Annotated in this window: 20 protein-coding genes; 8 read left to right on the top strand and 12 right to left on the bottom strand. The window is 66.1% G+C overall.

Annotated elements, in window-relative coordinates:
* Positions 1 to 185: 185 nt before the first annotated feature.
* From GH681_RS02385 to GH681_RS02375, 3 genes are all read right to left on the bottom strand, one after another.
* Entirely contained in the window at positions 186 to 1,517 is a 1,332-nt protein-coding gene (locus tag GH681_RS02385; protein WP_153159847.1) for an HlyD family type I secretion periplasmic adaptor subunit, read from the bottom strand.
* Between the two features lie 2 nt (positions 1,518 to 1,519).
* Entirely contained in the window at positions 1,520 to 3,703 is a 2,184-nt protein-coding gene (locus tag GH681_RS02380; RefSeq protein ID WP_228111746.1) for a peptidase domain-containing ABC transporter, read from the bottom strand.
* A gap of 87 nt (positions 3,704 to 3,790) precedes the next feature.
* Positions 3,791 to 7,207, bottom strand: a complete 3,417-nt coding sequence (locus tag GH681_RS02375) for a Calx-beta domain-containing protein (protein WP_153159846.1) — start codon at positions 7,205 to 7,207, stop codon at positions 3,791 to 3,793.
* A gap of 203 nt (positions 7,208 to 7,410) precedes the next feature.
* On the opposite strand from GH681_RS02375, the gene purT reads away from it, so the two are divergent.
* Positions 7,411 to 8,625, top strand: coding sequence for a formate-dependent phosphoribosylglycinamide formyltransferase (gene purT / locus GH681_RS02370; protein ID WP_153159845.1), 1,215 nt, complete (start codon positions 7,411 to 7,413; stop codon positions 8,623 to 8,625).
* Between the two features lie 77 nt (positions 8,626 to 8,702).
* The gene (locus tag GH681_RS02365) at positions 8,703 to 9,551 is read left to right on the top strand and encodes a fumarylacetoacetate hydrolase family protein (protein ID WP_153159844.1); all 849 of its coding nucleotides are present in this window, start codon (positions 8,703 to 8,705) and stop codon (positions 9,549 to 9,551) included.
* 688 nt (positions 9,552 to 10,239) lie between these two features.
* Here GH681_RS02365 and GH681_RS02360 read toward each other — a convergent pair.
* Positions 10,240 to 12,096, bottom strand: a complete 1,857-nt coding sequence (locus GH681_RS02360; RefSeq protein WP_153159843.1) for a phosphoenolpyruvate carboxykinase (GTP) — start codon at positions 12,094 to 12,096, stop codon at positions 10,240 to 10,242.
* 310 nt (positions 12,097 to 12,406) lie between these two features.
* Here GH681_RS02360 and GH681_RS02355 point away from each other — a divergent pair, with 310 nt between their 5' ends.
* From GH681_RS02355 to pbpG, 3 genes are all read left to right on the top strand, one after another.
* Positions 12,407 to 14,674: an NADP-dependent malic enzyme gene (locus tag GH681_RS02355; RefSeq protein WP_153159842.1), complete on the top strand. Its 2,268-nt coding sequence runs from the start codon at positions 12,407 to 12,409 to the stop codon at positions 14,672 to 14,674.
* A 72-nt stretch (positions 14,675 to 14,746) separates the two neighbouring features.
* Positions 14,747 to 15,886 carry a patatin-like phospholipase family protein gene (locus GH681_RS02350; RefSeq protein WP_153159841.1) on the top strand — a complete coding sequence of 380 codons (1,140 nt, stop codon included), beginning with the start codon at positions 14,747 to 14,749 and terminating at the stop codon, positions 15,884 to 15,886.
* Positions 15,887 to 16,143: 257 nt separating this feature from the next.
* Positions 16,144 to 17,226: a D-alanyl-D-alanine endopeptidase gene (pbpG, locus tag GH681_RS02345; RefSeq protein WP_153159840.1), complete on the top strand. Its 1,083-nt coding sequence runs from the start codon at positions 16,144 to 16,146 to the stop codon at positions 17,224 to 17,226.
* A gap of 73 nt (positions 17,227 to 17,299) precedes the next feature.
* Here pbpG and GH681_RS02340 read toward each other — a convergent pair whose 3' ends face one another.
* The 5 genes from GH681_RS02340 to GH681_RS02320 form a co-directional block, all read right to left on the bottom strand.
* The gene (locus GH681_RS02340) at positions 17,300 to 18,028 is read right to left on the bottom strand and encodes an IclR family transcriptional regulator (RefSeq protein WP_153159889.1); all 729 of its coding nucleotides are present in this window, start codon (positions 18,026 to 18,028) and stop codon (positions 17,300 to 17,302) included.
* Between the two features lie 138 nt (positions 18,029 to 18,166).
* Positions 18,167 to 18,898, bottom strand: a complete 732-nt coding sequence (locus GH681_RS02335) for a queuosine precursor transporter (RefSeq protein WP_153159839.1) — start codon at positions 18,896 to 18,898, stop codon at positions 18,167 to 18,169.
* A 10-nt stretch (positions 18,899 to 18,908) separates the two neighbouring features.
* A complete protein-coding gene (locus GH681_RS02330; RefSeq protein WP_153159838.1) occupies positions 18,909 to 19,850 on the bottom strand; it encodes a nucleoside recognition family protein in 942 nt (313 codons plus the stop codon).
* Positions 19,851 to 19,936: 86 nt separating this feature from the next.
* Positions 19,937 to 20,674: an LrgB family protein gene (locus GH681_RS02325; RefSeq protein WP_153159837.1), complete on the bottom strand. Its 738-nt coding sequence runs from the start codon at positions 20,672 to 20,674 to the stop codon at positions 19,937 to 19,939.
* On the bottom strand, positions 20,671 to 21,027 hold the full coding sequence (locus GH681_RS02320) for a CidA/LrgA family protein (protein WP_153159836.1): 357 nt from the start codon (positions 21,025 to 21,027) through the stop codon (positions 20,671 to 20,673). Before GH681_RS02320 ends, GH681_RS02325 begins: the two co-directional genes overlap by 4 nt.
* Here GH681_RS02320 and GH681_RS02315 point away from each other — a divergent pair.
* Positions 21,026 to 21,208, top strand: coding sequence for a hypothetical protein (locus GH681_RS02315; protein WP_153159835.1), 183 nt, complete (start codon positions 21,026 to 21,028; stop codon positions 21,206 to 21,208). The genes GH681_RS02320 and GH681_RS02315 overlap by 2 nt on opposite strands.
* Positions 21,209 to 21,241: 33 nt before the next feature.
* On the opposite strand, the gene GH681_RS02310 is transcribed toward GH681_RS02315, so the two are convergent.
* From GH681_RS02310 to pmbA, 3 genes are all read right to left on the bottom strand, one after another.
* On the bottom strand, positions 21,242 to 22,348 hold the full coding sequence (locus tag GH681_RS02310; protein ID WP_153159834.1) for a TRAP transporter substrate-binding protein: 1,107 nt from the start codon (positions 22,346 to 22,348) through the stop codon (positions 21,242 to 21,244).
* A gap of 164 nt (positions 22,349 to 22,512) precedes the next feature.
* Positions 22,513 to 23,616 carry a TRAP transporter substrate-binding protein gene (locus GH681_RS02305; RefSeq protein ID WP_153159833.1) on the bottom strand — a complete coding sequence of 368 codons (1,104 nt, stop codon included), beginning with the start codon at positions 23,614 to 23,616 and terminating at the stop codon, positions 22,513 to 22,515.
* A gap of 53 nt (positions 23,617 to 23,669) precedes the next feature.
* Positions 23,670 to 25,010: a metalloprotease PmbA gene (gene pmbA / locus GH681_RS02300; protein WP_153159832.1), complete on the bottom strand. Its 1,341-nt coding sequence runs from the start codon at positions 25,008 to 25,010 to the stop codon at positions 23,670 to 23,672.
* 68 nt (positions 25,011 to 25,078) lie between these two features.
* On the opposite strand from pmbA, the gene yjgA reads away from it, so the two are divergent.
* Complete coding sequence (gene yjgA, locus GH681_RS02295; protein WP_153159831.1) at positions 25,079 to 25,633, top strand: ribosome biogenesis factor YjgA; 555 nt, start codon at positions 25,079 to 25,081, stop codon at positions 25,631 to 25,633.
* Positions 25,630 to 26,217 (top strand): molybdopterin adenylyltransferase, encoded by a 588-nt coding sequence (gene mog / locus GH681_RS02290; protein WP_153159830.1) that lies wholly within the window; start codon positions 25,630 to 25,632, stop codon positions 26,215 to 26,217. The genes yjgA and mog overlap by 4 nt, the downstream gene beginning before the upstream one ends.
* Position 26,218 lies beyond the last annotated feature (1 nt).

Below are 26,218 nucleotides of genomic sequence, written 5' to 3'. Positions count from 1 at the left end.
ACGATCAGCCCGCAGTCGTATGGGCCCTCGTCAGCGCCCGCCGGGGCAGCACCCCGGCATCCGCTACTGGCGCTACGGCCGCCGCCGCTGACAGGCGATGACGATGCCGCCGGAAGGAGAGCAGGCGGTTTGATGAGGCCCGCATCCGCAACTTCGCCGGGCAGGCAACGGCCCGGATCATTGACTCAGCGCTCGCGGAGTGATTCGTCGAGCACGCGGATCAGCGGGTAGAGGAAGAACGAAATCACCGAGCGCTGGCCGGTGATGATCTCGCCGGCGAGCGTCATTCCGGGCAGCAACAGGGTGGGTGTCGGGACGCCGTCGAGCCGGGTGTCGTCGAGGCCCACCCGGGCGAGATAGTAGGCGCTGTCGGTGCCGACGGGGCCCTGGCGGGTGAAGGTGTCGGGGCTGATGTGCAGCACCTTGCCGCGGATGGTGCCGTGCTTCTGGAAGGGGTAGGTGTCGATCTTGACGCGCACGGCATCGCCTACCCTGAGCATGCCCACGTCCGCCGGCGCGACTTCGACCTCGGCTTCCAGCGGCGCATTGAGGGGCACCAGCACGAAAAGCGGCTCGGCCTCGCGAAGCACCGACCCGACCGATTTCTTGCCGATCTCGAGGACGACGGCGTCCTCGGGGGCGGTGAGGCTGACGAGGTCGGTGCGACGGCGGGCTTTGGCCAGCTGTTCGGCCACTTCGTCCCGTTCCTGAACCGCGGCGGAAAGTTTTTCGAGGGATTCCTGCCGCCAGTTGCGACCGAAGGCGGTCCGCTCGGCTTCGGTAGCGGCAATCTCGCGGCGGATCTCCTCTGCGCGGTTTACCGCCGTGGCCCGGTCGCGCTCGACCTCCAGCTTGCGTTCGCGGACTTCGAGCACCCTGGCGCGGGAGCCGAACTGGCGGGTCTGCAGCTCGGCCTGCATGGCTTCGAGCTCGGCGAGGCTCTGGACCCGCTCGGCGAGGGTGGCCTGATCCTGGCGGTTGGTCGCTTGGGCGGCGCGCAGACGGGCGATGGATTCGTCGAACTGGCGCATGCGGGCGGCGTAGGTGGCCTGGCGTTCGGCCATCAGGCGCGTCTGGACCTGCTGCTGGCTGTGGGCGCCGCCAGCGTCGATCGGGGTGCGGCCCTGGAGTTCGGCCTCGAGGCGCCGGGCGCGCATGCCCAGGCTGTCGCTGCGGGCGCCAAGCTGGCTGGCGTCGGCTTCGGCGAAGGTGGGGTCGAGGGTGGCGAGGACGGCGCCCTTGCGGACGGTCTGCCCGACGCGCACCTGGATGGTCTTGAGGATGGCTTGTTCGAGGGGTTGGACGACGATGTTGGGCAGCGGGGTGACGAGGCGACCGCGGCCGATGACGAGCTTGTCGATCTGGGCGAAGGTGGCCCACAGGAGGGCCGTGAGCACCAGCGCCAGCAGGGCGTACAGGGTGATGCGGGCGCCAAGGGGGGGCGCCTGGTGTTCGATGGCTTGGGCGTCGGGGAGGAAGTCGGCCAGCAGACGCCGGATTTTCGGGTCGGAGGACATGCTCAGAGGTGACGGGTTTGTTGTTGCCAGAGCTGGGCGTAGATGGCGCAGCGCTGGAGCAGGGCATCGTGGGGGCCGGCGTCGGCGATGACGCCCCGGTTGAGGACCATGATCGCGTCGGCTCGGGTGAGGGTCGACAGGCGGTGGGAGACGATGATCACCGTGCGGCCTTCGACCAGATTGGCCAGGTTGCCCAGGAAGATCGCCTCGGATTCCGGGTCGAGGGCGCTGGCAGCCTCGTCGAGGATCAGGATGCGCGGCCGGGGCAGCAGTGCGCGGGCGATGGCGAGCCGCTGCTTCTGGCCGCCGGAGAGGTTGGCGCCGTTCTCGTCGAGCAGGGTGTCGTAGCCCTGGGGCAGGCGCTCGATGAACTCGTCGGCGCCGGCCAGGCGGGCGGCCTCGACGATCTCCTCGAAGCGGGCGTCGGGCTTGGTGACGGCAAGGTTCTGCCGGACGCTGCCGCGGAACAGGAAGTTGTCCTGGAGCACGATGCCGATCTGGCGACGCAGGTGGGTGAGGTCGATCTCGCGCACGTCGATGCCGTCGAAGCGGATCACCCCTTCCTGGATCGGGTAGAGGCCCTGCATGAGGCGGGTGAGGGTGGTCTTGCCCGAGCCGCTGCGCCCGACGATGCCCAGCACCTTGCCGGCGGGCAGGGTGAAGCTCAGGCGGTCGAGGGCCGGCGGGCCACCGGCGGCGTAGCGGAAGGTGACGTTGTCGAACTCGATCTTGCCGGCGAGGGTGGGTTCCAGCCCGCCGGACTCGCGCAGGCCCTCGACCGGCCGGTTCATGATCTCGCCCAGCATCCGCACCGACAGGGCGGTCTCCTGGTATTCGTGGACCAGCGCGACGATCTGCACCAGCGGCGCGACGACCCGCCCGGAGAGCATCTGGAAGGCGATCAGGGCGCCCACCGACAGGCTCTGGTCAAAGACCAGATGCGCGCCCACGCCGATGAGGGTGACGGTCATCAGTTTCTCGAGAAAGCTCATGGCGGTGTGTGCCGCCATCGAGATCTTCCCGACCCGGAAATGCATGTCGACCGCCCGGGCGGAGCGGTTCTCCCATTCCTTGCGGCGCTGGGGTTCCATCGCCAGCGACTTGATGGTGCGCATGCCCTGGATGGACTCGACAAGGATCGACTGGCGCTCGGCCTCGGCGTTGTAAAGGGCCTGCAGGCGGTTGCGGAAGGTGGGCACCAGGGCAAACACGACGCCGCCGATGGCGGCCGCGAAAGCCAGCACGATGGCTGCCAGCAGCCCGGAGTAGAAGAACAGGATCGGCAGCAGGATGACCAGGATCGAGGCGTCGAGGATCGTCGAGAACAGTCGCCCGGTGAGGAACTGGCGGATTTTCTCGGCCTGCTGCATGTGCCGGGTGATGACGCCCGCGGTGCCGGTCTCGAAGAAGGTGATGGGCAGGCGCAGCAGGTGGCTGAAGGTTTTCTGGGCGAGGCGGATGTCGACCCGATTGGTGGCGGCGAGCATGAAGTATTGCCGCAGGTAGGAGAACACGGCCTCGAACAGCAGGGCGAGGATCACGCCTCCGGTGAGCACGTAGAGGGTGGAGCGGCCCTCATGGACGATCACCTTGTCGATCACCAGCTGGGTGAACACCGGCATCGCCAGCGCCAGCACATGGAGCACGATGGCGGCAACGGCAACGTCGCGCAGAAAGGTGCGCTGGCGGAAGAGTTCGGGGATGAACCAGCGCAGGCCGAAGGGCTGTTTTTCGTCGAGAACGGGGTAGCTGCGCTTGAGCAACACAAGCTCGCCGCTCCAGGCCTCCTGGAAGCGCGCGCCGCCGATGAGCAGGATGGCGTTGGCAGGCGTTGCCGTGGGGTCGAGCACGGCGACCGCCGGGCCGTCGGCCGTGTCGCGCAGCCCGACCAGCACGACGCAGTTGCCGTTCCGGAGTACGGCGATCGCGGGGAAGGTTTCCTGCAGTGCCGCCAGATCGGCGAAGTCGAGCTGCTGGCTGCGGGCCTTGAGCCCCAGCGCGCGGGCGGCGGGGACGAGGGCGTCCGGGGGCGTGGGGAATGGCGCGTCGTTGGCGAGGTGCTCGCGGCGGATCTGTTCGACGCTGGTTGAGAAGCCGTGGTGGCCGGCGATGGCTGCGAGGCAGGCCAGTGGGCTGTCGATGGACGGAGCCTGGTGCGCTTCGGGAATGGGGTCTGCGAGGTTCAAGCGGAGGGTTCCGGCGAGGGCGCGACGGTGGGGCAGGCCAGCGACAACCGGGCGTGGCTGCCCGGTTGTCGTGGCCGATCAGGGGGCTCAGGCGCTCACAAGCTGGATGTCGCTGGCGCTCAGGGCTGCACGGTTGCTGAGGGTTGCGAGCTGGACGGCGGCGCCGGCGCCCACGCCGTCCCGGTCGAACCACAACTGGCCGTTGGTGGTGTTGTAGAGGAACTGGCCTGCCGGCCCGATGGCGGCAGGCAGGCTGGTGGCAGAACGCAGCAGCGCCGTTCCGCCGGCAGTTAGGCCGAAGTTGGCCGCGATCACCTGAATCCTGTCGCCGGCGGCGGACGAGAAGTCGGTGATGGTGTCACCGCCATCTGCGGCGACGGAGAACATGAACTGGTCGGCCCCGTTTCCGCCGGTCAGGGTGTCACTGCCACCACCGCCGACGATCCGGTTGGCGACATCGTTGCCGACGATGGTGTCGGCCAGGGCGGTGCCCTTGGCGTTCTCGATGGTTGCGCCGTAGGCAATGCCCAGGCTGTCGCGCACGTAGGTGCTGCCGTTGTGGAACGTATTGCCGATGGACGACCAGCTGCCCGCGTTGAGGTTGAGGCTGACACCCTGGGTCTGGTTGCTGGCGTCGATGGTGTCGTTGCCGCCCGCATCCCAGATGCAGTCGTAGATGCGGCCGCCGGTGGTCCAGGTGTAGACGTCGTTGCCGGTGTTGTAGCTCGTGTTGGCGCCATAGAGGTACTGCAGGGCGGCGATGTCGTTGAGCATGTAATCGACAGGGTAGAAGCTGGTGGTGTACCCGGTGAGCGGGGCGCCGTCGTAGCTGCGGTAGCTCATCACGCTGTACTTGAGCTGGTCCTCGCCGGACTCGGGGGCCGGCGTGCCGCTGTGGGGGTGATCCAGACCCATGGCGTGGCCGAGCTCGTGGATGAAGGTGGCGTAGTCGTAGTTGCCCTGAGCCGGGTTGGTGTAGCCGTTGGCCTTGAACCAGATGTCACCACCCAGCGCCGAGCGGCTCGGATACCAGGCGTCGGCCGTTCCCTCGTTGGGCGATCCGGTGACCGACCAGCGGATGTCGCCCGCGCTTGTGGCCGTGTCGGCCACTTCGCTGAAGGTGATATTGCAGATCGCCGAGACAGACCCCATCGCCTGCTGGGCCGCGGCCCGCTGGGCGCTGGTCAGCGCCGAGACGGGCGCGTGGGCCACCTTGCCGTTGAAGATGTTCTCGTAATTGAAGACCGAGGTGGCCGTGGAGAAGCTGTAGGTGAGTGATGCACCGGTCCCGATTGCACCCCCCCACTTCTGGTTGCTGACGAGGTTCTCGATGCTGTCGTCCACCGAACTGGGGACCGAAATATAGGTGACGGCGGCGATGCTGTTGTCGATGCCGGGGCGGTTGGCGGCTGCGTCGTCGTTGAGGATGGTGGCTGCCGCGCTGGCGGTCGTCAGGGTCGCGCCGGCTGCGCCGCTCAGCACGACGTTGAAGGTTTCATTGGCTTCGACAGCAGTGTCGCCGGCCACGTTGACGGTGATGGTCTTGCTGGTTTCACCGACGGCAAAGCTGATCGAGCCACCGGGCAGCACCCCGCCGGTGAAGTCGGCAGCGGTGGCCGTGCCGCCGGAGACGGCCCAGTTGACGGTGGAGGCCGCCGTCGTCGTGCCGGCGCGCGTCACGGTAAAGGTGAAGGGCGTCGAGCCGCTGTTGCCCTCGGCCTTGCTGGCGCTGGTGGCGGCGATGGCTAGAGTGGGGAGGACGTCGTCGTTGAGGATGGTGCCGACGGCGCTGGCGGTGCCGAGGGTGGCGCCGGTGGGCGTGGTGAGGTTCACGTAGAACGCTTCGTTGGCTTCGACGACGGAATCTCCTGCGACATTCAGGCTGATGACCTTTCTGGTCTCGCCAGCGGCAAAGCTGAGGACGCCGGAGGTGGGGCCGGAGAAGTCGGCGGCGTTAAGGGTGGCGGTGCCTTCGACGACGCTCCAGGCCACGGTGGAGGCGCCGCCGGTGTTGCCACTGCGGGTGACGGTGAAGGTGAAGGGCGTCGTGCCGCTGTTGCCCTCGGCCTTGCTGGCGCTGGTGGCGGCGATGGCGAGGGTGGGGAGGGTGTCGTCGTTGAGGATGGTGCCAGTGGCGCTGGCGGTGCCTAGGGTGGCGCCAGCAGCGCCGGACAGGACGACGTTGAAGGTCTCGTTGGCTTCGACGAGGGCGTCGCCGGCCACGTTGACGGTGATGGTCTTGCTGGTTTCACCGACGGCGAAGCTCACCGAGCCGGTGGGGAGCACGCCGCCAGTGAAGTCGGCAGCGGTGGCCGTGCCGTTGGCGACGGCCCAGTTCACGCTGGAGGCGATGCCGGTGTTGCCACTGCGGGTGACGGTGAAGGTGAAGGGCGTCGTGCCGCTGTTGCCCTCGGCCTTGCTGGCGCTGGTGGCGGCGATGCCGAGGGTGGGCAGCATGTCGTCGTTGAGGATGGTGCCCGTCGCCGAGGCGGTGCCGAGGGTGGCGCCGGTGGGCGTGGTGAGGTTCACGTAGAACGCTTCGTTGGCTTCGACGACGGAATCCCCTGCGACATTCAGGCTGATGACCTTGCTGGTCTCGCCGGCGGCAAAGCTGAGGACGCCGGAGGTGGGGCCGGAGAAGTCGGCGGCGTTGAGGCCGGCGGTGCCTTCGATGACGCTCCAGGCCACGGTGGAGACGCTGCTCGTGTTGCCGCTGCGGGTGACGGTGAAGGTGAAGGGCGTCGTACCGCTGCTGCCCTCGGCCTTGCTGGCGCTGGTGGCGGCGATGGCGAGAGTGGGGAGGACGTCGTCGTTGAGGATGGTGCCCAGCGCGGCGGAGGTGCCGAGCGTGGCCCCGGTGGGCGCCGAGAGGACTACCTTGAAATCTTCGTCGGCCTCGATCTGGGTGTCGCCGGCCACGTTGATGGTGATGAGCCTGGAGGTTTCGCCCGCGGCAAAAGTGAGGGTGCCGCCCGGGAGCACGCCACCGGTGAAGTCGGCGGAGCTGGCGGAGCCGCCGGCCACCGCCCAGTTGACCGTGCTGCTGCCGACGGTGCTGCCGCTGCGGGTGACGGTGAAGGTGAAGGCCGTGCTGCCGCTGTTGCCTTCGGCCTGGCTGGCGGAAGTGGCGGCGATGCTGAGCACGGGCACGGTTGCCGCCGTGGTGGCCGAGATCACGTAGTTGCCGGTGGCGGAGCCGTAGCCCTGGGCCGAAAGGAAGTAGCTGCCGGACTGGGTGGCGGTGAAGCTCAGCGCCGAATTGAGGGTTCCGCCGGCGTCGTCGTTCCAGGCGAGCTGGCGGCCGGTGGCGTCGAGCAGGCGCAGCAGCGGGTCGCCCACGCCGCCGAAGGTGAGCGTGTCAAGCCGGAAGGTGTAGGCCGTCCCCGCCGTCAGGCTGACTTTCCACCAGTCCTGATCTCCCGCGGTTTCGATGGAACTGATACCGCCGAGGCCGTTGATGGCGAGCGTGGCGGTGGAGCTGGTGGAGCCCAGGATGTCGGCCATGATTTTCTCTTCCGGAGTGGTGAATGTCCTAAATTATCCCGGTAGTCATGATGAATTGTTAGTCGTTTTGGTTGTTTTGAGTTACCCGAAGTGGGTTTGTTGGATACGGGGGCGTCGATCGGGTTGGTGCGGCCTTGCCGGTCCGGGCCCCGGTGCTATGATCGGCGCCCTCTCTCCCCACACTCATTTACCCGGAGCGCCCCATGAGATTCGGCACCCCTCTTTCCCCGTCCGCCCTGCGCGTGATGCTTCTCGGCTCCGGCGAGCTGGGCAAGGAAGTCTTGATCGCGCTGCAGCGCCTGGGCGTCGAGACCATCGCGGTCGATCGTTACCCCAATGCCCCCGGCCATCAGGTGGCCCACCGCGCCCACGTGATCCCGATGACCGACGGCGCCGCGCTGAGGGCGCTGGTGGAGCAGGAGAAGCCCCACCTGATCGTGCCGGAGATCGAGGCCATCGCCACCGACATGCTCGAGAGAATCGAGGCCGAAGGCCTTGCCACGGTGATCCCCACCGCCCGCGCCGCGCGCCTTACGATGAACCGCGAGGGCATCCGCCGCCTTGCCGCCGAGGAGCTGGGCCTTGCCACCTCGCCCTACCGTTTTGCCGACTCGCTGGCCGAGCTGCAGGCCGCCATCGACGGCAGCGACGGCAAGCCGGCCATTGGCTACCCGTGCATCGTGAAGCCGGTGATGTCCTCGTCCGGCAAGGGTCAGTCGCTGCTCAAGGGGCCGGACGACGTGCAGAAGGCGTGGGACTACGCCGCCGCCGGCGGACGCGTCAATCAGGGCCGGGTGATCGTCGAAGGCTTCATCGATTTCGACTACGAGATCACCCTGCTCACCGTGCGCGCCAACGACACGGGCGGCGCGGTGCAGACCTACTTCTGCGACCCCATCGGCCATGTGCAGGTGTCGGGCGACTACGTGGAATCCTGGCAGCCCCAGGCGATGAGCCCGAAGGCCCTGGAGCGTGCCCGGGAGATCGCCGGCGCCGTCACCGGCAACCTCGGCGGGCGCGGGCTGTTCGGCGTCGAGCTCTTCGTGAAGGGCGACATGGTGTGGTTCTCGGAAGTGAGCCCGCGGCCCCACGACACCGGCCTCGTCACCCTGTGCTCCCAGCGCTTCTCCGAGTTCGAGCTCCACGCCCGCGCCATCCTTGGCCTGCCGGTGGATGTGAGCCTCGCCGAACCCGGTGCGTCGGCGGTGATCTATGGTGGTATGGAGGCGGCGGGCATCGCCTTCGAGGGCGTGGCCGAGGCGCTGGCCGTGCCGCGTACCGACATCCGCCTGTTCGGCAAGCCCGAGGCTTTCGTGAAGCGCCGCATGGGCGTGGTGGTGGCCAATGGTGCCGACACCGACGAAGCCCGCAGCCGCGCCAAGCTGGCCGCCGGCAAGGTTCGCCCGGTTCAGGGCTGAGGCCGGCACGGGGGAGGGCCGCCCGCCTTCCCCCACAATAACAAGGCCGCGGGGCGGCCCGATGAAGGAGACACGCCATGAAACTGCTGCGCTACGGCCCGGTGGGCCAGGAGAAACCCGGCCTGCTGGATGCGGAAGGCACCCTCCGCGACCTTTCCGGCCTCATCGACGACATCACCCCGAGGCGCCTTGCGCCGGAAGCCCTGGCCGCGCTGGCGGCGGTCGATCCGGCTCGGCTGCCTGTGGTGCCGGGCAACCCTCGCCTCGGTGTGCCCTGGAACGGCACGCCCAAGTATGTGGCCATCGGCCTCAACTACCACGACCATGCGGTCGAGTCGAACATGCCGGTGCCCGTCGAGCCGGTGATCTTTCCCAAGTGGACCAGCTGCCTGTGCGGCGCCAACGATGACATCATCCATCCGCCCGAATCCACTCAGATGGACTGGGAGGTGGAACTGGGCATCGTGATCGGCAGCCGCGCCCGCAAGGTTTCCGAGGCCGAGGCGCTCGACCATGTGGCCGGCTACGTGCTGGCCAACGATGTGTCGGCCCGCGACTGGCAGCTCCAGCGCAGCGGCGGCCAGTGGGGCAAGGGCAAGGGCTTCGACACCTTCGGCCCGGTGGGGCCGTGGCTGGTGACCAAGGATGAAGTGCCCGACCCCCAGAAGCTCGACCTGTGGCTGGACGTGAACGGCCAGCGCAAGCAGACCGGCACCACGAGCCTGATGATCTTCTCCTGCGCCCAGGTGGTGGCGTATCTGAGCCGCATCATGACCCTCGAACCCGGCGATCTCATCATCACCGGCACGCCGCCGGGTGTCGGCATGGGTTTCAAGCCGCCCCAGTTCCTCAAGGTGGGCGATGTGGTGGAGCTGGGTATCTCCGGCCTCGGCAGCCAGCGCCAGCGCATCGTGGCGGGTGACTGAGCCCGCGCAAGGGCGAGGCCTGACTTCGATCCGGCCTCGCGCCACCCCGGCCCATCCTGTGGTCGGGGCTGGATCCTCCTTCCGTTCATTCCGTTTATTGCCGGCGCTGGCGGCCTGGTGCTGGCCGTGTGGCAGGTGCTTTTGGGTGTGGTTTGTCGGACCGAAGGCCGCCCTGCAGGGGTTTCGCGGGTGTGTGGGTTGAAGCCTCACCGATCTGTAGGTCGGACTTCAGTCCGACATTCCCTGGCCCTGATTCATTCTTGTCCATGAAAAGCCATCTTGGCGGATGGAGAAAGATGCCTGCAGCGCGCGAATCGTCAATGCGCGTTGCCGAAACGGCGTTTCATCGCGCGCATCGTCGATTCATCGCCTGAAACTGCGTTGCGCGGGGCGTAGGGATCGTTTCGGCGCGTGAAACCGACTTTCTTGCGAGGGAAACGTCGATTCACGGCCTGAATTGACGTTTCTCCGCCTGAAACGCCCTTTCAGCGAGAAAAAGTGTATTTCTTACGGCGTAATGAGGAAAAGTCGGGGCAGGAATGGCAGGGGGTGCGCTGAGCTTTGTCGCTTGCCAGACAGGGGGCAGCGGGAGACGGCGGCGAGCGCCACCGGGCCCGCACAAACAAAAAGCGCCGGTTGCCCGGCGCTTTTGTGTGCAGCAGTGGCAGCCTCGCGGCTGCCGGCGGCTTTAGACCGACATGGCCAGCTCGAACAGTTCGCGCTTGAGCATGAACTGCTTGGGCAGGCGATCCGACAGCTTGTCGAACCATTCCTTGTGGCCGGCCAGTTCGGACTTCCACGCTTCCGCGTCGATCTTGACGAGGGCGTTGAACTCTTCCTTGGTGACGTCGGAGCCGGTCCAGTCGATGTCTTCGTACTGGGGCATCCAGCCGAGGGCGTTTTCCTGGGCGGCAACGCGGCCGCGGACGCGGTCGACGATCCACTTCAGGACGCGCATGTTCTCGCCGAAGCCCGGCCACATGAACTCACCCTTCTCGTTCATGCGGAACCAGTTGACGCAGAAGATGCCCGGGGCCTGATCCACGGTGTGACCCATCTTCAGCCAGTGGTTGAAGTAGTCACCCATGTGGTAGCCGCAGAACGGCAGCATGGCGAACGGGTCGCGACGGACCACGCCCTGGGCGCCAAAGGCGGCAGCGGTGGTTTCGGAGCCGAGGGTGGCCGCCATGTAGACGCCGTAGTTCCAGTTGAAGGCCTGGTACACCAGCGGCACGGTGGTGGCACGACGGCCGCCGAAGATGAAGGCGGAGATCGGTACGCCGGCGGGATCTTCCCAGGCCGGGTCGATGGACGGGCACTGGCTGGCCGGCGCGGTGAAGCGGGAGTTCGGGTGCGCAGCCTTGCGGCCGGTTTCCTTGGCCAGCTCCGGGGTCCAGTCCTTGCCTTGCCAGTCGATCAGGTGAGCCGGGGCTTCCTTGGTCAGGCCTTCCCACCACACGTCGCCATCGTCGGTCAGCGCGACGTTGGTGAAGATGATGTTTTCCTTGAGGGTGGCCAGGGCGTTGTAGTTGGTCTTTTCGGAGGTGCCGGGGGCAACGCCGAAGAAGCCCGCTTCCGGGTTGATCGCGTAGAAACGGGTGGTGCCGTCGGCTTCCTTGCGCGGCTTGATCCAGGCGATGTCGTCGCCGACGGTGGAGATCTTCCAGCCATCGAAGGACTTCGGCGGGATCAGCATCGCGAAGTTGGTCTTGCCGCAGGCAGACGGGAAGGCGGCGGCGACGTAGGTCTTCTCGCCGGTGGGGCTTTCCACGCCGAGGATCAGCATGTGTTCGGCCAGCCAGCCTTCGTCACGGGCCATGTTGGAGGCGATGCGCAGGGCGAAGCACTTCTTGCCCAGCAGCGCGTTGCCGCCGTAACCGGAACCGTAGGACCAGATCTCACGGGTTTCGGGGTAGTGAACGATGTACTTGGTGGTCGGGTTGCACGGCCAGGACGAATCCTTCTCGCCGTGGCCCAGCGGGGCGCCGACGGTGTGGATGCACGGCACGAACTCGCCATCGGCACCCAGCACGTCATAGACGGCCTTGCCCATGCGGGTCATGGTGCGCATGTTGGTGACCACGTACGGGCTGTCGGAGATCTCGACGCCGATGTGGGCGATCGGGGAGCCGAGCGGACCCATGGAGAACGGGATCACGTACATGGTGCGACCGTGCATGCAGCCCGTGAACAGTTCGTTCAGGGTCTTGCGCATCTTGGCCGGGTCTTCCCAGTTGTTGGTCGGGCCGGCGTCGTCCTTGTTGGCCGAGCAGATGTAGGTGCGGTCTTCGACACGCGCCACATCGGAAGGGTCGGAACATGCGAGGTAGGAGTTCTTGCGCTTTTCCGGGTTCAGCTTGATCAGCATCCCGGCTTCGACCATTTCGGCGCAGAGGCGGTCGTATTCTTCTTCTGAGCCATCACACCAGACGACGCGGTCGGGCTGGGTGAGGGTGGCGATCTCGGCGACCCACTGCTTGAGTTTCTGGTTTTTGACGTAGTCGGGCGCGGCGGCGATGGCGGCTTCGGCAATGCTTTGAGACATCTGACGATTCTCCAGGACGTTACGGATTGCGTTGTTTCATGTGCCGGCTCGGGAGTCCGCCGGCTGGGCGATCGCGTCTTTTGGCCACCAGGGCTCGGCGCGTATTATTGGCTTGATCGTCTTGGGCCGCAGTAGGCCCAATCAGGAATTACCCCGGATAAGCTAGCCTATAATTATGCCACGGTTCATCGATCGACGTCATTCGCGCGTCACGTTCAAATGCTGTGGATGTCACGAATAGCCTCAATGAATCCGTGCTCCCATCATGGGCGTACGAACCCATAAACACACCACCTGGAGAGACAACAGCATGGATGAACGCATTCGTCAGGCCGCCCTGGAATACCACCGCTATCCGCGCCCGGGCAAGATTTCGATCGCCCCCACCAAGGCCCTGACCAACCAGCAGGATTTGTCGCTGGCCTACTCCCCGGGCGTCGCCGCAGCCTGCGACGCCATCGTCGAAGATCCGGCCGAGGCCGCCAACCTGACTTCCCGCAGCAACCTGATCGGCGTCGTCACCAACGGCACCGCGGTGCTCGGCCTGGGCAACATCGGCCCGCTGGCCGCCAAGCCGGTGATGGAAGGCAAGGGCGTGCTGTTCAAGAAGTTCGCCGGCATCGACGTGTTCGACCTGGAGATCGACGAACCCGACGCCGACAAGCTGATCGACATGATCGCCGCGCTGGAGCCGACCTTCGGCGGCATCAACCTCGAAGACATCAAGGCGCCGGAGTGCTTCTACATCGAGAGCAAGCTGCGCGAGCGGATGAAGATCCCGGTCTTCCACGACGACCAGCACGGCACCGCCATCGTGGTGGGCGCGGCGCTGCTCAACGGCCTGCACCTGCTGGGCAAGGATCTCTCCAAGGTCAAACTGGTCACTTCTGGCGCTGGCGCCGCAGCGCTGGCCTGTCTGGATCTGCTGGTGATGCTCGGCGTGCCGGTGTCCAACATCTGGGTGACCGACATCGAAGGCGTGGTCTTTGAAGGTCGCACCAAGCTGATGGACCCGATCAAGGCGCGCTACGCCAAGGTGACCGACGCCCGCACCCTGGGCGAAGTGATCGAAGGCGCGGACGTGTTCCTGGGCCTCTCCGCCGGTGGCGTGCTGAAGCCCGAGATGGTCGCCAAGATGGCCGAGCGCCCGCTGATCATGGCGCTCGCCAACCCGACGCCGGAAATCCTGCCGGAAGAAGTGAAGAAGGTGCGCAGCGACGCGCTGATGGCCACCGGCCGTTCGGACTACCCGAACCAGGTGAACAACGTGCTGTGCTTCCCGTTCATCTTCCGGGGCGCACTCGACGTGGGCGCCACCACCATCACCGACCAGATGAAGCTCGCCGCGGTCAAGGCGATCGCCGAGCTGGCCCGCGCCGAAGCCTCCGACATCGTGGCCGCCGCCTACGGCGAGAACGTCTCGGGCTTTGGCCCCGAGTACATCATCCCGAAGCCCTTCGATCCGCGCCTGATCGTCAAGATCGCGCCTGAGGTTGCCCGCGCGGCGATGGAGTCCGGTGTGGCGACCCGCCCGATCACCGACTTCGACGCCTATCGCCAGCAGCTCAACAACTTCGTGTGGCAGTCGGGCCTGGTGATGAAGCCGGTGTTCCAGGCCGCCAAACGCTCGCCCAAGCGGATCATCTTCTCGGAAGGCGAATCCGAGCGCGTGATGCGCGCGGTGCAGACGGTGGTGGACGAAGGCCTGTGCCGCCCGATCCTGATCGGCCGCCCGGACGTGGTGATCGAGAACATCGACCGCTTCGGCCTGCGCCTGCGCCCCGAACTGGATTTCGAGCTCGTCAATCCCGAAACCGACCCGCGCTACGACCAGCTGTGGACCCACTATCACTCGCTGATGGAGCGCAAGGGCGTGTCGGTGGATTACGCCAAGCGCGAGGTGCGCCGCCGTCCCACGCTGCTCGGTTCGCTGCTCCTCAAGTTCGGCTACGCCGACGGGATGATCTGCGGCACCTATGGCATGCACGGCCTGCACCTCAAGTTCATCGAGACGGTGCTGGGCCGCCAGAAGGGCGTGCGCAACTTCTACACCATGAACCTGCTGGCGCTGCCGGGCCGCACGGTGTTCCTGTGCGACACCTACGTCAATTACGACCCGACGCCCGAGCAGGTGGTCGAGATGACCCGCCTCGCCGCCGATGAAGTGCGCCGCTTCGGCATCCAGCCGCGCATTGCGCTGCTGTCCCACTCCAGCTTCGGCACCGACAACTCGCCCACCGCCGAGAAGATGCGCAAGGCGCTGGTGATGCTCCACGCCGAGCATGGCGATCTGGAAGTCGAAGGCGAGATGCACGGTGATGCGGCGCTGGATTCGGCGATCCGTCAGCAGATCTTCCCCAACGCCAAGATGAAGGAAGACGCCAACCTGCTGATCTTCCCGACCCTGGACGCGGCCAACATCGCCTTCAACCTGCTCAAGACGGCTGCGGGCGAGGGCATGACCATCGGCCCCATCCTGCTCGGCTCGGCCAAGCCGGTGCACATCCTCACCCCGACCGCCACCGTGCGGCGGATCGTCAACATGACGGCGCTCACCGTCGTCGAAGCGGGTCGCTGATCCGCACAACCGGCTCAGTTCCGGCCGCCGCGTGCCGTTAAGCTTCACAGCAACCGGGTGGAGGGTGACGGCATGACGGACGGCAGGGCTGCGCTGGTGCTCACCGGCGGTGGCGCGCGGGCGGCCTATCAGGTCGGCGCGCTGATCGCCATCCGCGACGTGTGGGGCAAGCGCGCGGAGAACCCTTTTCCGATCATCTGCGGCACATCTGCTGGCGCGGTGAATGCCGTCGCGCTGGCGGTGTTCTCGGCCAACTTCAACGAGGCAGTGAAGAAGCTCGCCTTCATCTGGCGCAACTTCCACGTCCATCACGTCTATCGCGCCGACACCCTGGCGATCGCCGAATCCGTGACCCGCTGGGGCTCGGCGATGTTCCTCGGGTGGCTGTTCCGCCAGTCGCCGCGCTCCCTGCTCGACAACCAGCCCCTGCGCGAGCTCCTCGAAGCCCAGCTCGATTTCGGCGCCATCGGCCACGCCATCGCCGACGGCCACCTGCAGGCGGTGACCGTGACGGCCTCCGGCTACACGTCGGGCGAGAGCCTGTCGTTCTTCCAGGGCCGCGAGGATCTGCAGCCCTGGCGGCGGGCCCAGCGCGTCGGCGTGCGCACCGACATCAAGGTCGAGCACCTGCTCGCCTCCAGCGCGATCCCCTTCGTGTTTCCGGCGGTGCGGATCAACCGCGAGTACTTCGGCGACGGGTCGATGCGCCAGACGGCGCCGATCAGCCCGGTGATCCACCTGGGCGCCGACCGCATCCTGGTGATCGCCGGCGGCCGGCGTTCGGAAGAAGCCCGTCAGCGGACGGACATGTATCCCTCGCCGGCGCAGGTAGCGGGGCACGCCATGTCGAGCATCTTTCTGGATGGCCTGTCGATGGATCTGGAGCGGCTCGAGCGGATCAACAGCACCGTCGGTGCGCTGACGCCAGCCCAGCGCGAGGCGGCCGGGATTGCCCTGCGGCCCATCGAAACCTTTGTGATTGCACCATCGCAGCGTCTGGATTATCTTGCCGCCCGCCATCGCAACGCGCTGCCCCGGGCCCTGAGGCTGGTTTTGAGCGGGATTGGTGCAACGCGAAAGAATGGCTCGGTGTTACTCTCCTACCTTTTGTTCGAGCGCGGGTATACCCGCGCCCTGATGGAGCTGGGTTACCGGGATGCGATGAGTCGGCATGCCGAGCTCGCCCGCTTCCTGAGGGTGCCCGGGCACTGAAGGCCATCGGCACTTCGGGCTGATCCAGATCGGCCGTTGGTTACAAAAAAAGATTCACAAAAAACTTCAAAAATTTAGAATAAGCCATTATTTTAAATAGAAGTCTGCCGTTAACGGCTTGTCGCCCAAAATGAGGCGTAGCCCGCGGCAGTTTTTCGTCATCGGGTGATGACGAAGCGTACATGCGAGCTTCATCGCGTCGATTTTTTTGCAGCGGAGGCGTGCCTCCGCTGATGTCTAGATTTGGTTTGAAAACGATGAAAATCCGTCATTCTCTGGTTGCCCTGCTGAGCGTCTTTGCGCTTGGTTCGGTGGTGTCGGTCGATGCTGTTGCTGCAGTGCAGCGCGCATCCGCCAAGAAGGTCGCTGCGCCGGCCAAGTCCGTCGCCAAGGCTGGAAAACCCGCCAAGGGCGGCAAGCTGGCTGCAGCTGCGCCGGCCCGGTCCGGTGGCAAGGTCGTCGCCCAGCGCGATCGTGGCCATGCCCGCTTCCACGCTGCTGCTCCGGTGGCCCAGCGTGCCGCCTTTGCCCCCGCTGTCTCCGAGATCGACCAGGAAGGCAACCCGCTGCTCCACTCGGCGGCCTTCATGATCGCCGACCAGGCCACCGGCAACGTGCTGCTCGAAAAGAACTCCGACGCCGTGCTGCCGATCGCTTCGATCACCAAGCTGATGACCGCCATGGTCGTGCTGGACGCGCGCCTCAATCTGGGTGAGATCCTTACCATCGGCCAGGAAGACGTGGACACCCTGCGGGGCAGCAGCTCCCACGTGCCCGTTGGCACCGATCTGACCCGCGAAGACATGCTGCGCCTGGCGCTGATGTCGTCCGAGAACCGCGCCGCGTCGTCCCTGGCCCGTCACTACCCGGGCGGCCTGCCGGCCTTCGTGGCGGCCATGAACCGCAAGGCCGCGTCGCTGGGCCTGCGTGAGACCCGTTTCTCCGACAGCACCGGCCTCAACTCCGCCAACGTGTCGAGCGCCCGCGATCTGGTCAAGATGGTGTCCGCCGCGTCGCGCTATCCCCTGATCCGCGAGTTCTCCACCACCGCCAACTACGTGGTGTCGCTCAATGGCCGTCAGCGCCAGTTCAACAACACCAACGCGCTGGTGAGCAGCCCGGACTGGCAGATCGGTGTTTCCAAGACTGGCTTCATCAATGAATCCGGCAAGTGCCTGGTGATGCAGGCCTGGCTGCTCAACAAGCCGATGATCATCGTGCTGCTGGATTCCTTCGGCCGTTTCACCCGCGTGGCGGACGCCCAGCGGGTCAAGCGCTGGCTCGAAAGCGCCGCCGTGCAGCATAAGGTGGCGGCCAACGGCCGTGGCCCGTCGACCTGAGCGGGAAGTTGCCTCAAACAAAACGGGCGCCAGTTTGCGCCCGTTTTGTTTTGCCTGAGCAACTGATTACGAATCAGCGGGTCTGCGGTACGTAGCCCAGCGCGCGACTGATCTCGTCGGCGGTTTCGCGGATCAGCGGGGCGCGGTCTGGATCGAAGCGCTCGGACGGCGTGGACAGCGACAGGCCGGCGATGAGCTCGCCGCTGTCGTCACGGATGCCGGCGGCGATGCAGCGCACGCCGGTCTCCACCTCGTCCATGTCGAAGGCCACGCCGTGACGGCGCACCTTGTCGAGCTCCTTTTCGAGGCCCTGCAGGGTGGTGATCGAGGTGGCCGTGGACGACGGCAGGCCGGTGCGCTTGGCGTACTCCTTGACCTTCTGGGCGCCGTCTTCCACCAGGAACAGCTTGCCGGTGGCGGTGGTGTGCAGCGGCGCCCGGGCGCCGACGATGTGCACCACACGCACTGCCGATTTGCCGCTGGAGGTTCGCTCGATGTAGACGATCTCGTCGCCGGCGCGGATGCCCAGGTTGACGCTCTCGCCGGTGGCGGCGTGGAGCTTGAGCATTGCCGACATGGCGGTTTCGCGCAGGGAGATGCGGGATTTTACGAGGCTGCCCAGCTCGAGCAGGCGGATGCCGAGGCGATACACGCCGGCGTCGCTGCGTTCGACAAAGCCGCTGCTGGTCATCGCGCCGAGGATGCGGTGAGCGGTGGACGAGTGCAGGCCGGTTTCGAGGGCGAGCTGCTTGAGCGGCACCGGATCAGGGTGCTCGGCGAGGACGTCGAGCAACTTCATCATGCGCTCGATGACCTGGATGGGATTCTTCGCGGTTTCTGGCGTGGACAAAGCGTTTTCTGCGTGGGTCGTCAGGGATGGCGAATGGTAGCGCAGTCGTGTTGATTTCGCCTAGTGAAATGCTGCGCTGCGAAACCGGGCCTAAACGCGGATCGAGAACGGGGTGAAATCGGTGTTCACGTCGTAGTGGTCCTCATGCTCGGCGCGCTTGAGGAAGGCCACGATCTTGTAGGTGAGCGGCGTGAACAACACTTCTACAGCCACCTTGGAGACGAATTGGGTGAGCATGATCCCCGGCAGCAGCTCGTTGGGAATGAGGCCGGAATTCCAGAAGGCGATGGGGTAGAAGAGCGCCGAATCCACCCCTTCGCCGACGATGGTCGAGCCGATGGTGCGTTGCCACAGGTGACGCCCGTTGCTCTTCACCTTCATGCGGGCGAGCACGAAGGAATTGACGAATTCGCCACAGAAGAACGCGCACAGCGACGCGCCGACGATCCGCCAGGTGGAGCCGAAGGCGATCTCGTAGGCGGGCTGGTTGGTCCAGCCGGGGGCGGGCGGGAGCGCCACGATGACGGCGGCCATCACCGAGGCGAAGATCATCGCCGCAAAGCCGGCCCAGATCACCCGCCGGGCGCGGGCGTAGCCATACACCTCGGTGAGCACGTCGCCGAAGATGTATGAGACCGGGAAGAACAGCACGCCGGCGCCGAAGGTGACCGGGCCCCAGCCGGGGAGGGTGAGCTGCGCCGCCTTGGCGGGGCCGATCAGGTTGGAGCACAGATACACCGCCACGAAGGCAGCCATCACGAACTCGTAGTAGCGGTACTGGCGGTTTGGGTCGGGCTGGAGGTGGGGTCCGGGGGCGGTCATGGCGGTGGCTTCAGCCGATCAGCAGATGACCGGCGGCGCGTACCAGGATGCCGACCACCGCGCCGAGGGCGGCGGGCTTCCAGACGTCCGCCACGCGACGGCCGGCGGAGATCAGCACGGCCACGCCGGGGATGTCCAGCGGGTGGATCAGCAGCCCGGCGCTGGCGCCGTTGAGGGTGGCCGCGCTGGCCGTGCCGGCCCGCAGCATCTCGTCCATCACGCCCATCATCGCGGTGCCACCGGCGAGAAACTTGGTGAGGGTGGGCAGGATCAGGGCCGGATCGGCGCCCACCGCCAGGAGCGCCGGCGACAGCCACAGGGTGAGCGCATCCAGCGCCCCCAGCCGGCGCAGGGCCAGCACCACGGTGAGCGACAGTACCAGCATCGGGATCGAGCCGACGGCGATCTTGAAGGCTTCGGCACCGGCCCGGTTGATGACGTCAAGAATGCCCTTGGCGCTGTCGGCCACCGGGTGCTGGAGGGTTTCGTCGAGGGTGTGCTCGGTGGCGGACAGCTGGCGGCCGAAGACGTAGTACGTGGCTGCTGCGGCGACGAGCCCGCCGACCATCGACCAGGCCAGCACGATGCCGAAGTGCAGCCCCATCGCCGCCAGCGGCATCGACACGTTGGCCTGGGCCATGGCCATCACCATCGCCAGCGTGGCGGCCAGGTGACGGCTGGAGGTGCCGCGCTGGTCCATCATCGCCAGGGTGGCGACCGGCGCGGCAAAGCTGACGAAGTTGATCTGCACGGCGGCGAACACCCCCAGCCCGGTGAGGCCGAAGGGACGCAGCAGCGGCGCGATGCGGGCCACCGTCCAGTCGAGCACGCCGCGGGCTTCGAGCATGCGCATCAGCGACAGCATGACGATCATGACCGGCAGCAGCACGAAGAACGACAGCTCGACCGCGGAGCGGCCGGCACGCAGGATCACATCGATGAGCAGGTCCATGGTTGCGGTGCAGCAAAAATGCGACGACCCCGATTATCGGGGTCGTCAGGAAGGCGGGCAAGCAGGGCAGACCCTACGGCATGGCTTCAGGGCTTGAACAGCCCGGCCACCATTGGCAGCAGCCAGGGCAGGGTGAGGGCGGTGAACAGGCCGTTGAGGCCCATCGCCAGGGCCGCGAAGGCGCCGGTCTGCTCGCTGATCTGGAAGGCCCGGGCGGTGCCGATGCCGTGGCAGGCGAGGCCCAGCGCGAAGCCGATGCTGGGGTCGTCCTTCACGCCCATCCGGCGAAGTATGCCGTCGGCGAAGATGGCGCCGAAGATGCCGGTGAGGATCACGAACACCGCGGTGAGCGAGGCGAGCCCGCCCAGGCGCTCGGCAACACCCATGGCGATCGGGGTGGTGACCGACTTGGGCGCCAGCGACACCATCGTCGGCGTGCTCGCCCCCAGCAGCGCGCCGATGCCGTAGGCCGACAGGCCGGCCACCAGCGAGCCGACCACCAGGGCGATCAGCAGCGGGCCGCTCATCTCCATCAGCCGCTTGAGCTGGCCGTGGAGCGGCACGGCGAGGGCGACGGTGGTGGGGCCGAGCAGGAAGTGCACGAACTGGGCGCCGTCGAAATAGCGCTGGTAGGGCGTGCCGGTGGCGAGCAGCAGGCTCACCAGCACGGCCACCGAGATGAGCACCGGATTGACCGCCGGGTGCCCGCCCGCCTTGCGGTGGAGCAGGATCGCCAGCATGTACACCGCCAGGGTGAGGGTCAGCCACAGGAGCGGCTGGGCCGAGAGGTAAACCCAGATCTCGGTCATGCTTTCGGTGTTCATCGGGTACCTCCGTTCGCGCGCTTGCGGGTCAGGTAGTGCAGCGTGAGCCCGGTGGCGGCGAGCCCCAGGATCGTGCTGGCGACCAACGCAATGGCGATGGGCCAGGCCTCGTCGGCCAGCCGGCTGGCGTGGAGCATCACGCCGGTGCCTGCCGGCACGAAGAGCAGCGAGAGGTTCTGCAGCAGGCCGCCGGCGGTGGTGCGCAGGTGTTCATCGGGGCCGCGCCGGGCAATGAGATAAACCATCAGCAGGGCCATTCCCAGCACGGGGCCGGGCACCGGCAGATGCAGGGCGACCCGCAGGGTCTCGCCGGCAAGCTGGAAGGCGAGGAGGAGGGCAAAGGCGGCGATCATGAAGGTGCCTTTCTTGAAACGATGCGGAGGAACAGGGCGCCATTATCCGGAAGCGGCGGGTGCGGTGCAGCAATCGTCGGTGTGCGTGCCGATTTTGCACCTGTTGCAGGGCGTGGGAGTGCTGTTGGCGGCGGGTGTCGTTGCCGATGGGCCGGCCGCAAATGAAAAAGGGCCGCGATGAACGCGGCCCTTCGATGTCACCGGAACAGCAGACTTACTTCTTGGAAGCCTTGGCAGATGCGCTGCGGGCAGCCTGCATGAAGTTGTCGAAGCGGTTCTCGGCCACCGCGAACCATTGAAGCTGGTCGTCGCGGAATTTCTTCCAGGAGTCGTAGATTTTCTTGAACTTGGCGTTCTTGGCGGCGGTTTCCTCGTAGAGCTCGTTGGCAGCCTTGTAGGCGGCGGCCATGACCTCGTTGGGGAAGGGGCGCAGCTGGGTGCCGGAACCGACGAGCTGCTTCAGCGCGTTGGGGTTCTTGGAGTCGTAGCGGGCCTGCATTTCGGCGTGGGCGTAGAGGCAGGCGTCTTCCAGGATGGTCTGGTATTCCTTCGGCAGGGAGGCCCACTGCTTCTGGTTTACGTACATGGCGATCTGCGGGCCGCCTTCCCAGAAACCCGGGTAGTAGTAGTACTTGGCGACCTTGTTGAAGCCGAGCTTCTGGTCATCGTACGGGCCGATCCATTCGGCGGCGTCGATGGTGCCTTTTTCGAGGGCCGGGTAGATGTCGCCACCGGGGATCTGCTGGGGCACCACGCCGAGCTTGGCGAGCACCTGACCGGCGAAGCCGCCGCAGCGGAACTTGAGGCCGTTGAGATCCTGGACCGTCTTGATCTCCTTGCGGAACCAGCCGCCCATCTGGGCGCCCGTGTTGCCACAGGGGATGTTGTAGATGTTGTATTCCTTGAAGAACTCACGGAACAGCTCGAGGCCGCCACCGTCCATCATCCAGGCCGTCTGCTGGCGGCTGTTGAGGCCGAAGGGCACGGCGGTTTCGAAGGCGAACGTGGGATCCTTGCCAATGAAATAGTAGGAGCAGGTGTGGCCGCATTCGACGGTGCCATCCTTGACGGCGTCGAGCACGCCCGGGCCCGGAACGATTTCGCCGGCCGCGAACACCTGGATCTGGAACTTGCCGCCAGTGGCAGCGGCCACCCGCTTGGCGACGACGTCAGCGCCGCCGAAGATGGTGTCGAGACTCTTCGGGAAGCTCGAGGCGAGACGCCACTTGATGGTCGGCAGGTCGGCCGAGAGGGCGGGAGCAGCTACTGCACCGGCCGCGACACCTACGCTGGCCTTCTTCAGAAATGAACGACGTTCCACGTTGTCTCCTTTTTTGAATTGCTACATGGGTGCTCTGATTATTCATGAGCCCTATCGGGCGAGACAGTACGGAAAACCCTATGCTGCCCCGCCGCAAAAAACCGGTCTCACGAATGATGTCCGGCGCCGGAAAAACCCCACGCCGGATGGTGCCGCAAAGGATGTCACTTCTTGCCCGGAATCGTGCCGTGGCGCGTGGCCTGCATGAAGTTGTCGAAGCGATTTTCGGCCACCGCGAACCACTGGAGCTGGTCGTCGCGGAATTTCTTCCAGTGGTCGTAGATCTTCTTGAACTTCGGGTTCTTGGCCGCGGTTTCCTCGTAGAGCTCGTAGGTGACCTTGTAGGCAGCGGCCATCACGTCGTTCGGGAAGGGGCGCAGCTGGGTGCCGGAGGCGAGCAGTTGCTTGAGCGCGTGCGGATTGCGCGCGTCGTAGCGGGCCTGCATCTCGGCGTTGGCGAAGGCGCAGGCGTCCTCGAGGATGGCCTGGTATTCCTTCGGCAGTTCGGCGAACTTCTTGGCGTTGACGTACAGCGACAGCTGGGCGCCGCCTTCCCAGAAGCCCGGGTAGTAGTAGTACTTGGCCACCTTGGAAAAGCCCAGCTTGAGGTCGTCGTAGGGGGCGACCCACTCGGCGGCGTCGATGGTGCCTTTTTCGAGGGACGGGTAGATGTCGGCCGGCGGGATCTGCTGGGGCACCACGCCGAGCCTGGCGAGCACCTGGCCGGCAAAGCCGCCGATGCGGAACTTGAGTCCCTTGAGGTCCTCGATCGACTTGATCTCCTTGCGGAACCAGCCGCCCATCTGGGTGCCGGTGTTGCCGCAGGGGATGTTGTAGATGTTGTAATCCTTGAAGAACTCGCGCAGCAGTTCGAGACCGCCGCCGTTCATCAGCCAGGCGTTCTGCTGGCGGCTGTTGAGGCCGAAGGGGATCGCGGTGTCGAAGGCCAGCGTGGGGTCCTTGCCGATGTACCAGTACGACGCAGCATGGCCCATCTCGACGGTGCCGTCCTTCACCGCATCCAGCACGCCGGGGGTCGGGACGATCTCGCCGGCGGCGAAGAGGGAAATCTGAAATTTGCCGCCAGTGGCCGCGGCGACGTGCTTCGAGACCGTTTCGGCCGCGCCGAAGATGGCGTCGACCGTCTTCGGGAAGCCCGAGGCGAGGCGCCACTTGATGGCCGGCAGGTCGGCGGCGAGGGCCGGCGCAGCGGCCGCGCCGGCAGCAAGGCCGGCACCAGCCTGTTTAAGGAAAGAACGTCTTTCCATGGTGTTCTCCTCTTTCTTGTTTGGCGATCAGGCGAAAGTGTTGCGTGCCGGCATCAGGCGCCGGCGACGGTCATGCGGTCGACGAGGATCGAGCCGCAGTGTTTGGAACCGCGCACGAGCACGTCGGAGCCGATCTCGCGGATGCCCATGAGCATGTCCTTGAGGTTGCCGGCGATGGTGATCTCATGCACGGGGTACTGGATCTTGCCGTTCTCGACCCAGAAGCCGGCGGCGCCGCGGGAGTAATCCCCGGTCACGTAATTCACGCCGTGGCCGAGCAGCTCGGTGACCAGCAGGCCGCGGTCCATCTGCTTGACGAGGCCGTCGAGGTCGTACTGGCCGGGCTTGACCAGCAGGTTGTGGCTGCCGCCAGCGTTGCCGGTGGATTGCAGGCCGAGCTTGCGGGCCGAGTAGGTGCTGAGGAAGTAGCCCTGCAGCACGCCGTCGATGATGACCTCGCGGTCCTTCGTGGCCACGCCGTCGTCGTCGAAGGGGCTGCTGGCAAAGGCCTTGGCCAGGTGCGGGCGCTCGGAAATCTGGATGTGGCTGGGGAAGACCTGCTTGCCCAGGCTGTCGAGCAGGAAGCTCGACTTGCGGTACAGGGCACCGCCGCTCACGGCATGCACGAAGGCGCCGATCAGCCCGGCAGCCAGCGGGGCCTCGAACAGCACCGGCACCTCGCAGGTGGGGATCTGGCGGGCGCCCAGGCGGGCTAGGGCGCGGCGGGCGGCGAAGGTGCCGATCTCCTCGGCGTCGGCCAGATCGGCCGGATCGCGTTTGGTGGTGTACCAGTCGTCTCGCTGCATGTCGTCGCCTTCGCCGGCGATCACCGAGCACGACAGGAAGTGGCGCGAGCTGGCGTAGCCACCCATGAAGCCCAGGCTGTTGGCCGAGATGAAATGGGATTCCTGCATCGACACGCTGGCGCCGTCGGAGTTGCGAATCTCCGGGCTCACCGCAAAGGCCGCGCGCTCGCAGCGGCTGGCGAGCTCGATGGCGTCTTCGGTGGAGATCTTCCAGGGGTGGTACAGGTCGAAATCGGGGAAGTCCTTGGCCAGGAGCGCTTCGTCGGGCAGGCCCGAGGCGGCGTCGGGCGCGGTGAAGCGGGCGATGGAGACCGCCGCATCCACGGTGGCCTTGAGGGCTTCCTTCGAGAAATCAGAGGTGCTGGCGTAGCCGCGCTTCTGGCCGTCGTAGATGGTGACGCCGACGCCCTTGTCGCGGTTGTATTCGATGGTGTCCACCTCGTCGCGGCGGACGGTGACGGACTGGCCGAACCCTTCCGACACATCCACCTCGCAAGCGGTCGCGCCGCGCTTCCTGGCGAACTTGAGGATGTCTTCGGCGATGGTCTTGAGGTTGTCCTGACTGAAGCTGAAACGGTTGTCGGCCATGGCTTTGCGGGTGGGGCTGGGGCTAAAGGCTATAATCTTACCCTTCCCGCGCCTTTTTCACCCCCCAGATGGCCAAGCACAAATACAACCCAGACGAAGAATTCGACGGCCCCAGCAAGTCGCAGCTCAAGCGTGACAGCGCCGCCCTGCAGGATCTCGGCCGTGAACTGGCCGAACTCGGCAAGGAGCGCCTCGCCAAGGTGCCCATCGACGAAGACCTGCGCGACGCGGTCAAGGACTACCAGCGCTTCACCGCCCACGAGGCCAAGCGCCGCCAGCTGCAGTACATCGGCAAGCTGATGCGCAGCGTCGACCCGGAGCCGATCCGTGCCGCGCTCGACGCCTTCAAGGGCGTGTCGGCGGTCGAGACCGCCAAGATGCACCGCCTCGAAAACCTGCGCACCAAGCTGCTTGAAGACGAGAAGACCCTCCACGGCATCGCCGAAGCCCATCCGGGCGTCGATCTGCAGCAGCTGCGCGTGCTGCGCCGCAATGCGATCAAGGAGAAGGAGCAGAACAAACCGCCGCGGGCCTATCGCGAACTCTTCCGGGTGTTGCGTGAGCTCGAAGAAGGCGGCGCTGCGACCGAGGAATTCGACGACGAAGCCGGAGACGAGGAATGAGCGACGTGGTGAAGATCGGCCTGGTGTCCATCAGCGACCGGGCCTCGGGCGGCATCTACGAAGACAAGGGCATCCCGGCCCTGCAGGACTGGCTGAACAAGGCCCTCACCACCCCGTGGGAGCCGGTGACGCGCCTGATCGCCGACGACCAGCCGACCATCGAGGCGACGCTGATCGAGCTGTGCGACGTGGCCGGATGCCATCTGGTGCTCACCACCGGCGGCACCGGCCCGGCCCTGCGCGATGTGACGCCGGAAGCCACCCTGGCCGTCGCCCACAAGGTGATGCCGGGCTTTGGCGAGCAGATGCGTCAGGTGAGCCTGGCTTTCGTGCCTACCGCGATCCTGTCGCGGCAGGTGGCGGTGATCCGCGGCAGCAGCCTCATCATCAACCTGCCGGGCCAGCCCAAGGCGATCGCCGAAACCCTCGAAGGGCTGAAGGACGCCGACGGCAACCCGAAGGTGCACGGCATCTTTGCGTCGGTGCCGTATTGCGTCGATCTCATCGGCGGGCCGTACATCGAGACCCATGACGCGGTGGTGAAGGCCTTCCGGCCCAAGTCGGCCATCCGTCCGAAGGCCTGAC

This window comes from Zoogloea sp. 1C4 (assembly GCF_009469605.1).
GTDB classification, from domain to species: domain Bacteria; phylum Pseudomonadota; class Gammaproteobacteria; order Burkholderiales; family Rhodocyclaceae; genus Zoogloea; species Zoogloea oryzae.
The sequence above is the reverse complement of the archived record's forward strand: the minus strand, read 5'-3'. Positions and strand labels throughout refer to the sequence as shown.

What these genes read in the sequence shown, in the direction of transcription:
- GH681_RS02385 (WP_153159847.1), bottom strand. Translation starts at nt 1,517, where the DNA reads ATGTCCTCCGACCCGAAAATCCGGCGTCTGCTGGCCGACTTCCTCCCC.
- GH681_RS02320 (WP_153159836.1), bottom strand. Translation starts at nt 21,027, where the DNA reads ATGATCGCCGCCTTTGCCCTCCTCCTCGCCTTCCAGCTTGCCGGCGAG.
- GH681_RS02335 (WP_153159839.1), bottom strand. Translation starts at nt 18,898, where the DNA reads ATGACCGCCCCCGGACCCCACCTCCAGCCCGACCCAAACCGCCAGTAC.
- pbpG (WP_153159840.1), top strand. Translation starts at nt 16,144, where the DNA reads ATGAAAATCCGTCATTCTCTGGTTGCCCTGCTGAGCGTCTTTGCGCTT.
- pmbA (WP_153159832.1), bottom strand. Translation starts at nt 25,010, where the DNA reads ATGGCCGACAACCGTTTCAGCTTCAGTCAGGACAACCTCAAGACCATC.
- GH681_RS02340 (WP_153159889.1), bottom strand. Translation starts at nt 18,028, where the DNA reads ATGATGAAGTTGCTCGACGTCCTCGCCGAGCACCCTGATCCGGTGCCG.
- purT (WP_153159845.1), top strand. Translation starts at nt 7,411, where the DNA reads ATGAGATTCGGCACCCCTCTTTCCCCGTCCGCCCTGCGCGTGATGCTT.
- yjgA (WP_153159831.1), top strand. Translation starts at nt 25,079, where the DNA reads ATGGCCAAGCACAAATACAACCCAGACGAAGAATTCGACGGCCCCAGC.
- GH681_RS02305 (WP_153159833.1), bottom strand. Translation starts at nt 23,616, where the DNA reads ATGGAAAGACGTTCTTTCCTTAAACAGGCTGGTGCCGGCCTTGCTGCC.
- GH681_RS02360 (WP_153159843.1), bottom strand. Translation starts at nt 12,096, where the DNA reads ATGTCTCAAAGCATTGCCGAAGCCGCCATCGCCGCCGCGCCCGACTAC.
- GH681_RS02350 (WP_153159841.1), top strand. Translation starts at nt 14,747, where the DNA reads ATGACGGACGGCAGGGCTGCGCTGGTGCTCACCGGCGGTGGCGCGCGG.
- GH681_RS02375 (WP_153159846.1), bottom strand. Translation starts at nt 7,207, where the DNA reads ATGGCCGACATCCTGGGCTCCACCAGCTCCACCGCCACGCTCGCCATC.
- GH681_RS02355 (WP_153159842.1), top strand. Translation starts at nt 12,407, where the DNA reads ATGGATGAACGCATTCGTCAGGCCGCCCTGGAATACCACCGCTATCCG.
- mog (WP_153159830.1), top strand. Translation starts at nt 25,630, where the DNA reads ATGAGCGACGTGGTGAAGATCGGCCTGGTGTCCATCAGCGACCGGGCC.
- GH681_RS02365 (WP_153159844.1), top strand. Translation starts at nt 8,703, where the DNA reads ATGAAACTGCTGCGCTACGGCCCGGTGGGCCAGGAGAAACCCGGCCTG.
- GH681_RS02330 (WP_153159838.1), bottom strand. Translation starts at nt 19,850, where the DNA reads ATGGACCTGCTCATCGATGTGATCCTGCGTGCCGGCCGCTCCGCGGTC.
- GH681_RS02315 (WP_153159835.1), top strand. Translation starts at nt 21,026, where the DNA reads ATGAAGGTGCCTTTCTTGAAACGATGCGGAGGAACAGGGCGCCATTAT.
- GH681_RS02325 (WP_153159837.1), bottom strand. Translation starts at nt 20,674, where the DNA reads ATGAACACCGAAAGCATGACCGAGATCTGGGTTTACCTCTCGGCCCAG.